Below are 13,743 nucleotides of genomic sequence, written 5' to 3'. Positions count from 1 at the left end.
ATTAAAGAAGATACAAAAATATTGTGGGGCGATGAAATGTTAACGAAGAAAAATCGAGAAATAATAGAGCAGGTAGAATTAGTAAGCATCGATAGCTTAGTACCTCAAGACCATCTCCTTAGGGCAGTAGAAGAAAGCATCGACTTTAATTTCATTTATGATGAAGTAAAAGACCTATATAGCGAAAATACAGGAAGACCTAGTATTGACCCGGTAGTGTTAATTAAGCTACTCATGCTCCAAGCATTGTATGGAATCCGCTCCATGCGCCAAACCATCAGAGAAGTAGAAGTCAATGTAGCTTACCGTTGGTTTTTAGGCTATGGATTACAAGAAAAAATACCTCACTTTTCAACTTTTGGAAAAAACTATGAACGGCGGTTTAAGGAAAGTGATCTATTTGAAAAGATATTCGAGCGGGTGTTGATGGAAGCAATAGAATGCGGGTTTGTTAAAACAGATGCAGTATTTATCGATGCTACTCACATAAAAGCCAGTGCCAATAAGAATAAATATATCGAGAAAGTCGCTAAGCAACGGACTCAAAAATATAAGGAAGAACTTTTAAAAGAAATCAACGCCGAACGGGAAGCAAACGGTAAAAAGCCCTTTGAAGAAGAAGATGATGATGACGATAACAACAAAGGAGAAAATAGCTCTAAAAAAGTCAGGGTAAGCACCACAGATCCTGAAAGTGGGATGTTTCAAAAAGGGGAAAAAGAGCGCTGCTTTGCCTACACAGCTTCTGTAGCCTGTGACCGGAACAACTTTGTCCTTGGTGTCAAAATAGCACCTGGAAATGTTCATGACAGCCAGGTATTCTCCGATTTATTTCAAGAAGTAAACGATAAATTTTCTAAAATAGAGGCGGTAGTGGTTGATGCAGGCTACAAAACCCCCGGGATATGCAGAGAAATCATTGAGGCAGGAGCGCTTCCCGTTATGCCCTACAAGAGGCCGATGACCAAAGATGGTTACTTTAAAAAACGCGAATACGTCTATGACGAATATTATGATTGTTACATATGCCCCAACAACCAAATATTAGAATACAGCACCACCAACCGGGCGGGATACCGGGAATATAGGAGCAACCCCCAAATATGCTGTAAATGTCCCATGCGCCTACAGTGCACCAAAAGTAAAAATTACACAAAAATCATAACTCGGCATATATGGGAGCATTACATAGAAATAGCGGAAGATATAAGACACACCCAATGGGGTAAAGAACTATACAAAATGCGCGGCCAGACCATCGAGCGGGTATTTGCCGATGCGAAGGAAAAGCATGGCATGCGCTATACAAATCTACGAGGCTTGAGGAAAGTTGGACATTACCTCACGCTTCTTTTCGCATGCATGAATTTAAAAAAGCTGGCTTTATGGAAGAAAAGACGGGGAACGTTTCCGCCAACAGTCCCCGCTTTACATTCGTTTTTCTTAAAAATTTTCTTCGCCTTCAACAAAAAGCCGCTTTTAGGTTATGCATCCTAAAAGCGGCTTTGTCTACAAGCTGAAGAGAGGCAATCAATTGCCTCTCTTAAGAGTTCTTTTTATTTTTTAAGGCGGCTTGAGCCGCAGCAAGCCTCGCTATCGGAACCCTGTAAGGCGAGCAGCTCACATAGTCGAGACCTATCTCATGGCAGAACTCTACGGAACTCGGTTCTCCTCCGTGCTCGCCGCATATACCTACGGTAAGGTTTTCTTTGACCCCTCTTCCCAGGCCTACGGCGGTTTTCATAAGATATCCCACACCCCTGCGGTCCAGAACTATAAAGGGATCTTCCGTCAGGATTTTATGGTCTATATAATATGGTAGGAACTTGGCTTCGGCGTCGTCGCGGCTGAAGCCATAGGTGGTCTGGGTGAGGTCGTTGGTGCCGAAGGAGAAAAAGTCTGCGTAACGGGCCAGTTCATCGGCGGTTATGCACGCCCTTGGTATTTCTATCATCGTACCTATGCTGTAATCGACTTTTATCTCCTCTTCTTTCATTACCTGGGCCGCGATGTTTTCTACAAGTTCTCTCAGCAGCTTCAGTTCGTTATCGTTGCTCACAAGAGGGATTTCCACTTCGGGATACACCTTAATGCCCCTTTTAGCCAGGCTGCACGCTGCCAGAAAGATAGCCCTGACCTGCATTTCGTAAATTTCCGGGTATAGTATCCCCAGACGGCATCCTCTCAGACCAAGCATAGGATTAAATTCGCCGAGAGCCTTTACTCTTTTGAGGATTTCCTGCTTTCTCTTCAGGGTTTCCTCATCGCCCGCTGCCTTAAGCTCCGCAATTTCCTGGATGAGCTCTTCCGCGTTGGGCAGGAATTCGTGAAGCGGTGGATCTAAAAGCCTTATCGTCACCGGCAGGTCCCGCATCGCTTCAAGAATGCCTTCAAAATCCTGCCGCTGGAAATCCAGCAATTTAGCCAGCGCCTTCTCCCTCTCTGCCTTGGTCTCGGCCATAATCATCTCCTGTACCACCGGCAGGCGGTCCTGACCCATGAACATGTGCTCGGTCCGGCACAAACCAATACCTTCAGCGCCGAAATCCCTGGCGACCCTTGCGTCCTCCGGCGTATCAGCATTTGCCCGCACGGAAAGCACCCTGAATTCATCGGCCCATCCCAGAAGTTCTTTGAACTCCGGCGAGAGAACGGGGTCTATCATTGGCACCTGTCCCAGTATTACCTGACCGGTTGAGCCGTCTATCGAAATTATATCTCCCTTCTTTACGACAAGATCTCCAACCCTAAACTCTTCTTTTTCTAAGTCAATAGAAATAGCATCGCAACCGCACACACAGGGTTTACCCATTCCCCTGGCCACTACCGCGGCATGGCTGGTCATACCGCCACGGCTGGTTAGTACACCCTGGGCCATGACTATGCCGTGGATATCATCGGGGGTGGTTTCGGTTCTTACGAGGATGACCTTCTGGCCCTGCTGCCCCAGAGTTTCAGCCTCGTCGGGGTCAAAGACAATATGACCCCAGGCCGCTCCCGGCGAAGCAGGCAATCCCTTTGCAATAACTTCCACTTTAGCTTCGGGGTCTATCCTCCTGTGCAGCAGAGAAACTACATGCTCTGGCGAAACCCTCAGCACGGCCTCCTCTTTGGAAATCAGGCCTTCCTTTACCATATCTACGGCTATTTTAACCGCGGCTGCTGCCGTCCTTTTTCCGTTGCGGGTCTGGAGTAGGTACAGTTTACCTTTTTCTACGGTGAATTCGATGTCCTGCATATCCTTATAGTGCTTTTCTAAAAGAGCGCAAACATCCGTCAGCTGCCGGTAGACGTCGGGCATAAGGGCAGCCATATCTTTTATATTTCTCGGGGTCCTGATCCCCGCCACTACGTCTTCGCCCTGAGCATTGAGCAGGAACTCTCCGTAAATTTCCTTTTCTCCCGTCGCGGGATTTCTCGTAAAGGCTACTCCGGTTCCGGAATCTTCTCCCATGTTTCCGAACACCATAGCCTGGACGTTTACTGCAGTTCCCAGTTCGTCGGGTATTTTGTTTATTTTTCTATAAATGATAGCTCTATGGTTGTTCCAGGAACGAAATACTGCTTCGATCGCCATCACAAGCTGCTCTCTTGGGTCCTGTGGGAATTCCCGGCGGGTATGCTTAAGCACCAGGTTCTTATATTGCTCTATGACATCCTGCCAGTCTTCGGCTCCCAGTTCAGTATCAAGGGCAAAGCCCCTCCTTTTCTTGACGCCGCTTATGATATCCTCGAATCTCTCGTGTTCTATGTTCAGCACCACATTCCCGAACATCTGTATAAACCTGCGGTAGCAGTCATGGGCAAAACGCCTGTTACCCGTCGAACGGGCAAGACCCTCGACCGTTTCATCATTCAAGCCTAGATTTAGTATGGTATCCATCATGCCCGGCATGGATATCGGCGCTCCGGACCTGACGGAGACCAGCAGCGGGTTATCGGGATTTCCCAGCTTTTTACCGGTCTCCTGCTCCAGTTCTCGAAGGGCATCAAAGGTCTGTTCGAGGATATCTTCGGCAATTTTTTGTCCTTCTTTGTAGTATCGCGTACACGCCTCGGTAGTCACCGTAAAGCCCGGAGGTACAGGAAGGCCTATATGGATCATTTCTGCCAGGTTGGCACCCTTGCCGCCCAGCAGATTTTTCATTGAAGCTCTTCCCTCTTTAAACTGAAAAACGTATTTTTTCATCAGTCTTCTCCCCTCCTGATGATTTCCAGGATTCTGGCAGCGACTTCCTCGACTGCCTTGTTAGAAACGTCGATCCTGGGGCAGCCGATTTTTTTCATTATACCATCGGCATACTCAAGCTCTTTTAAAATTCTCTCCATACTGGCATACGTAGCATCGCTGCTAAGTCCCAAAGCTTTTAACCTCTCCCGCCGAATCCTATAAAGGATTTCAGGGTTTATTGTAAGGCCTATGACGGTCCCGGGAGGTAGTTGAAACAGCTCCTCGGGAGGGGAAACTTCAGGCACGAGAGGCAGATTGGCCACCTTAAGCCTTTTATGGGCAAGATACATAGACAGCGGTGTTTTCGAAGTCCTGGAAACCCCCACTAGAACCACATCGGCTTTGGCAAGGCCCCTCGGATCCTTACCGTCGTCATATTTTACCGCAAATTCTATCGCCTCTATTTTTTTGAAATAGTCTTCGTCGATCTTCCTCACCAGACCTGGCTCGAGTTTTGGCCTGGCGCTGGTTATTTTAGAAACAATGTCCATCATTGGTCCCATAATGTCTATAATAGGGATATTGTTGGCTTCAGCGAGCTCTACTAAGCTTTTCCTGATTTCAGGCAGCACTATTGTACAAACTATTGCGCAATTTTTTAATTTCCTGGCTTCCTCTATTACTTCCCTGGCATACTCTAGGTCTGTCACGAATGGATATCTTCTTATCTCCACGTGCCCGGAATTGAACTGCACCGCAGCAGCCCGAGCAACCAGCTCAGCCGTTTCCCCTATAGAGTCTGATACGGCAAAAATTACAGGTTCACCTAAACTAACTATTTTGAATCCCCCCTTTAACCTCTTCCCAATTCAACAAAAAGCCTGGTTATTGTGGTCTTGGTAACCTTGCCTACAACTTTGTATTTTACTTTCCCTTCAAACTCTTCCGGCTTAACCACAGGTAGGGCGTCTACCTGATGTTCGACTATTTTTCGAGCTGCATCAAAAGCGCTTTCCTCCATCGTTACTGTGACCAGATTCGGCATTCTGGTCATAATTACGCTCACGGGTATCTGCCTTATATCGGCGTTTCCCATCGCTATCTTGAGCAGGTCTTTTCGCGAAACCACACCGCACAGGCTGCCGTCCTCCTGGACAACAAAAAGCGTACCGACATCCTCCAGAAACAGTGTCACGATAGCATCGTATACTGATGTTTCTTCTTTTATCACAACAGGCACAGCCTTAATGTCGCTGACCTTTATGCTCCTTATCTTTTCAGCCAGCAGGCTCTTCGTATTCTTGCCGGCATAGAAATAACCCACCCGCGGCCTGGCTTCGAGGATACCCGCCATGGTAAGAATGGACAGGTCGGGCCTTAAAGCGGCTCTTGTAATATTGAGCTTTGCCGCTATTTCTTCACTGGTTATTGGTTCGTGTTTTTTTACAATGTCAACTATCATCATTTGTCTAGGTGTTAATTCTATTTGTCCTCCCTCCCTTCCACAACATGCCAAAAAATGTGCGGCATATTTGGTTATTCAAGTAATAAGTATATCACATTTACTCAAAAAAGTATACTATATTTCATAAAAAAGGCCTAGCTACCAGAGGCGTAATTATTGCTTCTATCAGGGCTGCCAGGAGAAGGACAGGAATCAGAATTCCGAGGGCGAGAATGCCATCCTTTAAGTTTTCCTTCAGCACTTCAACCCGGGTTTTACCGCGAGGTGAGAAAAGCTCGAATCCTATTTTCAAACCGAAAGCGGCGCCCACCAGAATTGCCGGCAGTTCGAGAATCCCATGGGGTAGGATAGAGGCGAGGAAAAATGAAAGGGACTGCCCCGAATAAAAGTTGAGAGCAAGTATCAACCCTACGACGAAACCGTTAAACAGTACCGTAAAGAGCGGCACCAGCCCGAAAGCAACGCCGCCGAAAATCATTACGAGTAAAGCTCTTACGTTGTTCTGAAATATCAACCCAAAAACGTAAAGCTTATTCGCATTCTCTACCGCATCGCTAATCTTCAGAATATTCCCCAGTATCCTGTCCAGGTTCGCCAGGATTACCCTGGGGTCCTGCCAGAACACTGCATAACCCAGAACCGCCCCAGCCGCGAACAGAACTATCGAGAAGAATATATATTTACCCTTCCCCCTGAATGAATCAAAGATGACTTTCAAATTTTTTCCTCCTTCATTTATGCGATATTTTGGCGATGTCATCCAGAAAGCGCAGGGTGCGAGGCTTGCGTTCCATGTGGTGCAGCACGAAACCCGTAAGCACTGCTTTGAGTTCTTCCTTCACGCCATCTTCTACTTTTAGTTTTGCAAGGTCTTCGAATTTCCCTTTGAGCATTCTCCTCATCATCATCAAAACCGCCCGGGAAATCACAACGGACTTTTCATCGCTTCCCCTGCATTTTTCGCACAAAATTCCTCCCAACGCGTGGCTGAACCTGATTTCTTTCAACTCATCATTCCTGCAATTTACGCAATGTGAAAGCTGGGGCGTATATCCTTGAAGGGCCATCAACTTTAACTCGAATATACGAGCCATAAATTCCAGGTCTTCCCATACCTGTAGCAGGTATAAAACTTTCATGAAAAACCGGAAAAGTTCCTCGCTTTTTTCGGATTCACGGGTTGAAATGCGCAAAAGCTCGGCAAAGTAAGATCCGTAAGCCATCCTGTCCAGATCTTCCCTTATTCTAAAAAAGGATTCCTTAAGCTCACACTGGCTTATGGAATCCAAATTCCTCCCCTCTACCAGGAGAAATTTACTGTAGGAAAAAAGCTGCGTGCCGGCCATCAGAGGACTCCTGGGCCGACGGACGCCCCTTGCCACAGCGTGGATCTTACCTCTTTCGGGCGAAAAAAGCGTCAGTATCCTGTCGGCTTCTCCCAGATCCCGGTAGCCAACCACCACAGCTTCTGTCGTATAAAGTCCCATGCGCAATATACCTCACTCAACCGGAAAAGTTATATATGGCGAAGTTCAGGTGCCTATTTTAAATTTATCCCGAGACGGTAGTATCTGAATCCAGGTATTTCCCGGATTTAATTTTAACTGGCCGCCCCCTTCAAGGGTGTACTCGGTCTTCTTGAAACGCCCGGGTTTGTGCCATTTAATACGGGTATAGCTTCCGTTGCTTATATAATAACCGGTGCCGGACCCGGTGGTCTTTATGGCAAGTCTGCCTTCCGAATCGATCACCCGGGTGTCCATGAATTGAAGGATGATATTTTTTACAACAATGGGATCCCCGGTCTTTCTGTCGGTATGGGGTTTTTCGTTTATGTACCTAACATAAGCCTTTTTTTCTTCATCGTAGACGTACTTTACCGTATAATTTTTATAGTAGACCAGCTCGAATTCCTCAAGGGGCTCACCCGCAACGGGAGCTTCCCCTTCGTTGAATTCCCACCTCTTGAGGTAAACCGGTTTAAGGTATCCGCGCCTTCGGGCGGTCTCTAGGATATTTTCTGTGCTGGTGTAAGCGTTGTGAGGCGCTTTCCGGGTTTTGTCCCTCCAGAAGGTGACTCTATCGTAGATCCCATCTATACCGTATATATTTTTGTTTTTTTGAAGGTCCGAATAGGCCGACTGGCTTGCCCCATAATGGACGTAAACGGGATCGTATTCCATGGCAAAGTCTATGAAGTAAGGCCTTGCACTTCTCACGGGTCCTATCTCACCCGCATCTTCCCCCAGGTAAATGGCGAGGAACCTGGTGATGCCCCCTTCGGCTAGGACCTCGTATACCACATCAGCCTTGTTTAAGCCCGACTGAGGTCTTGCGCTCTTTTCGTTTTCTATCATTACGGCCAGGGGCCTCCTGCCCTCCTTGTCTTTATCCATATTAAGACCCGTCAGAGGGTTTTTAACTACAGGCTCCTCTACCACCGGTTGGCTCTGCTCGTTCGGTGTCAAGACCGGTGTTTTGTCTACGGGCGTTTTATTACCGCCAATTATTCTCCCGCAGCCTGCTGCCAAAAGGAAAAAAAACGCCAGCACCGCGACGTAAATTTTTTTCACGACGTGCACCCCCAGTTCTCAACGCAAACCGCTTTTACCGGCCAAAGAGCACCTTTTGCAGCGCGGTCATCAGCGGCCGGATCCTGTTAAAAAAAATCAGGTAGCCGATTACAACGGCGTTCAGGGCCGCAACCAGCACAGCACCTGCCGCTACATTTTTGGATATTCTGGCCAGCGGGTGGTATGTTTCGGTTATCATGTCGACCGTAGTTTCCACGGCCGTATTTATCATTTCTGTAACTATCACCAAAGATACGGCGAAAAATACAGCCGCCAGCTCCAGGTGATTTAAGCCTAAATACCTACTTGCTGCCATTACCAAAAAAGCAGCAAAAAAATGAAGCCTGAGATTTCGCTGGGTCTTCAGGGAGTAAAGAACCCCCGAAACGGCGTAAAAGAAACTTTCGAGAAGCGTTCTGGCTTTCTTCATAGCTGAAATTCCTCACGAGTAAGCCTGAAGGCTCGGAGCACCTCTTCCTCCTTTTCTCTCATTATTTTTTTATCCCGCTCCTCTTCGTGGTCGTATCCCAGAAGATGCAGAACCCCGTGGACGACGAGATATCCAACTTCCCTTTCGAAGGAGTGACCGAAGGCGTCCGCCTGTTCCCGGGCTTTTTCCAGAGAAATCACTATGTCCCCGAGCATCCGCTCCACTTCTTCATTGCCGTCAAAGGCCTCATCAGCGCTTGTTTCCCTCATGGAAAAAGAAAGCACATCCGTTGGCATATCTTTTCCCCTGTAAGACCTGTTCAATTCGCGAATATAATCATTGTCCACGAAGACCACGCTGACTTCTACCTCGCCGGCTACCCCCTCGAAGTCCAATGCGAACTCAACGATTTTTTTGACCAGTTCCTCCATTTTTTCGTTGACGGTAATCCTGTTCTGCAGGTTGCTTATCAGCACTGTAGCCAAAATCAACCCTTCCTTTCCAGTTCCTTCAGCTTTTCCGGATATTCGATTCGGGTGTGGAATATGCCCGTCAGCACCTTCGAAAAGGCCGAAGCTATTTTGTCGAGGTCCTTCAACGTCAAGTTGCTCTCATCAAGCTGACCGTCAGCCAGTTTTTCTTTAATTATTTGCCTTACGAGCCCTTCTATTTTCCCCGGTGTAGGCTTGGTCATTGACCTCACCGCTGCCTCGGCGGAATCGGCCAGCATTACTATGGCGACTTCCTTTGTCTGCGGTTTAGGTCCATCATAGCGGAAGCTGTTCTCTTCCGGCTTTTTCTCAGCGTCGCTGTCCAAGGCTTTTTTGTAGAATAACGTAAGCAGCGAGGTACCGTGGTGCTGAACGATAAAGTCTTGGACTATAGGAGGCAGATTGTACTGTCTTGCTATATCTAAGCCGTCCTTCACATGGGAAGTAATTATCAGCGCACTCAACGTAGGATTTAGTTTGTCATGGGGATTTTCAGAAGCCAGCTGGTTTTCGATAAAAAAGTACGGCCTCTTTAATTTCCCGATATCGTGATAGCTAGCACCTACCCGTGCCAGCAGCGGATCTCCACCCACGGCTTCGGCTGCAGCCTCGGCGAGATTCCCTACGATTATGGAATGATGGTAAGTTCCCGGAGCTTCCAGCAACAACCGGCGCAACAAAGGCTGATTTGGGTTGGAAAGTTCCAGAAGTTTGACGGAAGTTGTTATGCCGAAGGCGTTTTCCAAAAAGGGCAGTATGCCCACTGTTAAAATCGAAGATAAAAACCCGTTGGTTATGCCCCAGAAGCTTTGCCTAGCCACGTCCCACATAGAACTATAGTTTAACAGCCCCAGGCTGAGGATTACTAGAAAGTTCACCAGGCCTACAAGGCCGCCCGCCTTGGTTAAATCGTTTCGCTGGGAGACTCTTTTAGTAGAAAACACTCCCGCAAGCCCGCCGAGCAAAGCTACAAGGGAGCTTATAAAATCATTATCCAGGATTACCCCCACGGCAATCGACATTATAAAGCTGGCAATAAGCGCCAAAGACGGGTTTATCAATATCGAAATCAGCATACTCCCGGCTGCCAGAGGTATTAAAAAGTTCGATATGGTCTTAAAAACAGTGGCGATGAAAAGGGTTGATACTATAATCAGAGCCAGTAATCCCAGATATGATACGTTTTCGTAAAGGTCCCGGTGGAATAAATATACGGCAATAATCAATATAACCTCTAAAATCGCCACAAGTAGGATGACGCCCAGAATCATCGAAAAATACGAAGACTTGTCCTTAGCTAAAAGCCCAAGCTCCTTTAAGAGTTCTATCTGTTCGGCCGTCACCGGTTTGCCCTTTTCGACCAGCACCTGCCCCTTTGTGATCTTGACGGGGGCGACAGCTTCCATGGCCGCCTTTTGTTCCCTCTGGGTAGCTTCCTTGTCGAAAATCATATTAGGCTTGAGTACTGCAAAAGCAATATCCTCACCCGCGTTTTTAACGGGTTGGGGGAGGCTGACAGCCTTGAATTCCTCTATTATAAAAGCTTTCGCCCTGTCTATGGATTCTTCCTTAACCCCGTCGTCCATCACGGTTTCTATAACCGCTTTGGTAACTGTCTCCAGTTCTTTTAAGTCGGGACCGCTCATATTTACCAGGACAGAGTAAGTATCTTCGGAAAGCCCGTCGTGGATCATGAGCTTTAAAGTCTTTATTTTAGCAGCATTGTCCGAAAAATCCCTGGACTGAACATTTCTTACCGCATTGAAAATTTCCGTTACCTTGCCTTTAACTTCCCTGGTGATATTCTGGTCGAGGGTGTACTTTTCTGGGACAGAATTAGCGGCAGCCATCTGCAATTTACGGGTCGCAACGGTATCTATAGCGTCCTTCCGCGCAACGATGTCTTCCTGGACTATATCCCCCACATTTAGATCGTATTTTCTTGGAAGTGTATTCGCCAGTATCAGAGCTGTTATCGCCAAAAAAAACGCGGCCCCCACCATTGACTTCTGGAAGGCGCGATTGGACAGGAGTTTTTTATTTCTTTTTAGTATTTTTGACCAGCCGCGTCTAAGATAACTAGACACAACACCAGCTCCTCATTGGGGTTTACGGGTTTCTTCGTACCTTTCGTAGGCTTTTATTATTTTTTGAACAACTTCGTGACGCACCACATCTTTGTCGCTCAGGTAGATAAATTCAATCCCCTCGATGCCTCTCAGTATAACCTGAACCTCTTCCAGGCCTGAGTACACTCCCTTTGGGAGGTCCACCTGGGTTATATCACCGGTAATCACCGCCTTTGAGCCGAATCCTAGGCGGGTCAGAAACATTTTCATCTGTTCGGAGGTAGTGTTCTGAGCTTCGTCGAGAATTATAAAGGAATCGTCAAGGGTTCTTCCCCTCATGTAAGCCAGGGGAGCCACTTCTATTACTCCCTTTTCCATATATCGCTGAAAGGTCTCCACACCGAGTATATCGTAGAGGGCGTCGTAAAGGGGTCTGAGATAGGGGTCCACCTTTTCCTGTAGATCCCCCGGCAGAAATCCAAGTTTTTCTCCCGCTTCCACGGCCGGGCGCGTAAGTATAATACGGCTGACTTCTCTTTCTTTAAGGGCGGTAACAGCCATAGCCATCGCAAGATAAGTCTTACCTGTACCTGCCGGGCCTATGCAAAATACGATGTGATTTTGTTTGATAGCCTTTACGTACAACTTCTGCCCTATCGTTTTCGGTTTGATCTGTTTTCCCCTGTGGGTGATGCATATAACGTCGTCATAAAGGTCGGTGATTTTTTCTTCATGTCCCTCTTTAGTAAGCGTGGAGATATACCTGATATCCGATGAAGTCAAAGAATTTCCTCCCTTTAAAACGTTTATCAGCTGGTAAAGGAGCCTTTCAGCCGCTAACACATTTTCCTTGTCGCCAAGTATGATAATTTCTCCGCCCCTGGTTATTATCCTTACATTAAACTCTTTTTCTATAAATCTAATATTCTCGTCTCTGCTCCCGAACAGATTAACCATATTTTTGATATCGTCAACGCAGACCTTGGCTTCCGCCGGATTTTTGCTCAATAAAAACTTCCTCCCTGTTTAGTTAATTTTTTGTTCCACCCCGATGTCCTCTATAACCTCCAACATCAGGGTACCTATAACAGCCTGTTTTTCCTGATTCAAAGTAAATTCCATTTTCTTTTGGACAACCTGAAGGTCCTGGGGCAAATCCCGGAGTTCCTCCGAAAGCTTTTTTCTCGCCTCTTCCGCAGCACCTTCCACACCCAAAAAACGCCTTTCTTCCTTTACCTCCCGGTAGAGAACCACATTGAACTTCAGATTCCCGAAATTGGCAGGCAGTATTTGCTTCTCCTGCAGGTTCTCTTCAACATAGGCGGGGAATTTCACGTCTCCCCACTGGATATCGATCTCACGGTTCCCCAGCTTGAACCTGTACGCTTTTTTTACCCTTCCTGTATAAGACTTTTTAAGTTCAACCAGTGGGACTTCTACTGATTTCCGGTACCATACCCTTGCCTTCACAATACCTTTCGCTCGGACGAGCATATGGTCTTTAGTATTATCGCTTCCAACCAGAGTTACGCTACCCGAAATCAGCACATCCCCCTTACTTACCGTATCTCCCGGCTTTACAACAGCCTCACCTCTAAAAGGAATCACTTCTTCGATTACTCCATCTTTTGAAGCTACTATATTGCACGGAGTGTCGTCTTCGATCCGGGGCGGCATCTCTTTACTTACTAGATCTATTATTACCCTGGTGCCCCTTATTTCAATTTCCGCCCAGGCTATATTTTTATAATTAAAAAGTATTTTATCAAGATAATATTTTTTGTCAATATTATGCTTAAAAACACCCGGCTTTAAACCCCACTCTTCCAGGTCTTTGAGAATTGAAAGCTTCAAGGTTTCATCCTGGGTATTTACCTGCACGCTCCATACAATCGACGAAAGGATGTACATTATTGCTATAAAAAACAGAACCCCACCTATAAGCGCCTTGCGTCTCTTCAACCTGTATAAAGAGAAGAATAGCCCACACCTTTGCAATACATAGATCCTGCACCTTGTTTTTCTCGCAAGGGGGCGAAGCTCGAAAAATCCGTGCACGCTTATCTTGGCTAAAAGTACATCTTCATCGATCCTTTTTATGTCCCAGAGGTAAAGGCCGTGCAATGCGGCCTGATTTATAAGCCTTTCACCGTACGGCCCTACTATCTTTATAATAACATATCCCCGTAAACAATTCCATAGTTTAATGAGCAGCATCTAGCTCCCCTCCGGGTTATTCTTCAAACTCAAGGCTCTCGATCTTCCCCTCAACGACAATCTCGTCGGCTACAATCGACTTTAAAATGAGTTCCCGGCCTTTAATCACCAAAAGGCCTATATTGGTGTTTACGCACACCTTATCCGTGCCGTATTCCAGTATACCCTTATGATTTTCAATAAAAACACTGATCTTCCCGATGACGGTAATGCGGGGAAGGTCCAATACAATGTCTTTGGGGAGTTCCAGAGCATCGGAAATCCTTGCCCTTAGACTCTCCTGGTTGGTCCTCTTCATAAGCATCCTCTTCCCTATTAAGTTCTTTT

General features: G+C 46.7%; 13 protein-coding genes. 1 reads left to right on the top strand and 12 read right to left on the bottom strand.

The features are described from left to right. The first annotated feature begins 36 nt into the window (after positions 1 to 36). Positions 37 to 1,497, top strand: coding sequence for an IS1182 family transposase (locus tag TOCE_RS04630; RefSeq protein ID WP_425358462.1), 1,461 nt, complete (start codon positions 37 to 39; stop codon positions 1,495 to 1,497). 46 nt (positions 1,498 to 1,543) lie between these two features. Here TOCE_RS04630 and ppdK read toward each other — a convergent pair whose 3' ends face one another. The 12 genes from ppdK to yqfC form a co-directional block, all read right to left on the bottom strand. Further along, positions 1,544 to 4,189 carry a pyruvate, phosphate dikinase gene (gene ppdK, locus TOCE_RS04625; RefSeq protein ID WP_013275733.1) on the bottom strand — a complete coding sequence of 882 codons (2,646 nt, stop codon included), beginning with the start codon at positions 4,187 to 4,189 and terminating at the stop codon, positions 1,544 to 1,546. Next, positions 4,189 to 5,010, bottom strand: coding sequence for a pyruvate, water dikinase regulatory protein (locus TOCE_RS04620; RefSeq protein ID WP_013275732.1), 822 nt, complete (start codon positions 5,008 to 5,010; stop codon positions 4,189 to 4,191). The genes ppdK and TOCE_RS04620 overlap by 1 nt, the downstream gene beginning before the upstream one ends. Positions 5,011 to 5,024: 14 nt before the next feature. Continuing rightward, positions 5,025 to 5,636, bottom strand: coding sequence for a transcriptional regulator CcpN (gene ccpN / locus TOCE_RS04615; protein ID WP_013275731.1), 612 nt, complete (start codon positions 5,634 to 5,636; stop codon positions 5,025 to 5,027). Positions 5,637 to 5,757: 121 nt separating this feature from the next. Beyond that, a complete protein-coding gene (locus tag TOCE_RS04610) occupies positions 5,758 to 6,354 on the bottom strand; it encodes a stage II sporulation protein M (protein WP_013275730.1) in 597 nt (198 codons plus the stop codon). Positions 6,355 to 6,367: 13 nt separating this feature from the next. Further along, positions 6,368 to 7,123: a DNA repair protein RecO gene (recO, locus tag TOCE_RS04605; RefSeq protein WP_013275729.1), complete on the bottom strand. Its 756-nt coding sequence runs from the start codon at positions 7,121 to 7,123 to the stop codon at positions 6,368 to 6,370. Positions 7,124 to 7,168: 45 nt separating this feature from the next. Further along, positions 7,169 to 8,209 (bottom strand): DUF3048 domain-containing protein, encoded by a 1,041-nt coding sequence (locus TOCE_RS04600; RefSeq protein ID WP_013275728.1) that lies wholly within the window; start codon positions 8,207 to 8,209, stop codon positions 7,169 to 7,171. A gap of 34 nt (positions 8,210 to 8,243) precedes the next feature. Continuing rightward, positions 8,244 to 8,639, bottom strand: coding sequence for a diacylglycerol kinase (locus tag TOCE_RS04595; protein WP_013275727.1), 396 nt, complete (start codon positions 8,637 to 8,639; stop codon positions 8,244 to 8,246). After that, complete coding sequence (gene ybeY, locus TOCE_RS04590; protein ID WP_013275726.1) at positions 8,636 to 9,124, bottom strand: rRNA maturation RNase YbeY; 489 nt, start codon at positions 9,122 to 9,124, stop codon at positions 8,636 to 8,638. Before ybeY ends, TOCE_RS04595 begins: the two co-directional genes overlap by 4 nt. A gap of 2 nt (positions 9,125 to 9,126) precedes the next feature. Further along, positions 9,127 to 11,112: an HD family phosphohydrolase gene (locus TOCE_RS04585; RefSeq protein ID WP_245523143.1), complete on the bottom strand. Its 1,986-nt coding sequence runs from the start codon at positions 11,110 to 11,112 to the stop codon at positions 9,127 to 9,129. 117 nt (positions 11,113 to 11,229) lie between these two features. Beyond that, the gene (locus tag TOCE_RS04580; RefSeq protein WP_013275724.1) at positions 11,230 to 12,207 is read right to left on the bottom strand and encodes a PhoH family protein; all 978 of its coding nucleotides are present in this window, start codon (positions 12,205 to 12,207) and stop codon (positions 11,230 to 11,232) included. An 18-nt stretch (positions 12,208 to 12,225) separates the two neighbouring features. Next, positions 12,226 to 13,416: a sporulation protein YqfD gene (gene yqfD / locus TOCE_RS04575; RefSeq protein WP_013275723.1), complete on the bottom strand. Its 1,191-nt coding sequence runs from the start codon at positions 13,414 to 13,416 to the stop codon at positions 12,226 to 12,228. A 16-nt stretch (positions 13,417 to 13,432) separates the two neighbouring features. After that, positions 13,433 to 13,714 (bottom strand): sporulation protein YqfC, encoded by a 282-nt coding sequence (yqfC, locus tag TOCE_RS04570; RefSeq protein ID WP_013275722.1) that lies wholly within the window; start codon positions 13,712 to 13,714, stop codon positions 13,433 to 13,435. Between the last annotated feature and the right edge of the window lie 29 nt (positions 13,715 to 13,743).

The organism is Thermosediminibacter oceani DSM 16646 (assembly GCF_000144645.1).
Classification (GTDB): Bacteria; Bacillota; Thermosediminibacteria; order Thermosediminibacterales; family Thermosediminibacteraceae; genus Thermosediminibacter; species Thermosediminibacter oceani.
This window is presented reverse-complemented; position numbering and strand designations above follow the sequence as displayed.

Bases quoted from the DNA above. Each gene is read 5' to 3' on its own strand.
- yqfC (WP_013275722.1), bottom strand. From the start codon at position 13,714: ATGAAGAGGACCAACCAGGAGAGTCTAAGGGCAAGGATTTCCGATGCT.
- ccpN (WP_013275731.1), bottom strand. From the start codon at position 5,636: ATGATGATAGTTGACATTGTAAAAAAACACGAACCAATAACCAGTGAA.
- recO (WP_013275729.1), bottom strand. From the start codon at position 7,123: ATGGGACTTTATACGACAGAAGCTGTGGTGGTTGGCTACCGGGATCTG.
- yqfD (WP_013275723.1), bottom strand. From the start codon at position 13,416: ATGCTGCTCATTAAACTATGGAATTGTTTACGGGGATATGTTATTATA.
- ppdK (WP_013275733.1), bottom strand. From the start codon at position 4,189: ATGAAAAAATACGTTTTTCAGTTTAAAGAGGGAAGAGCTTCAATGAAA.
- TOCE_RS04630 (WP_425358462.1), top strand. From the start codon at position 37: ATGTTAACGAAGAAAAATCGAGAAATAATAGAGCAGGTAGAATTAGTA.
- TOCE_RS04595 (WP_013275727.1), bottom strand. From the start codon at position 8,639: ATGAAGAAAGCCAGAACGCTTCTCGAAAGTTTCTTTTACGCCGTTTCG.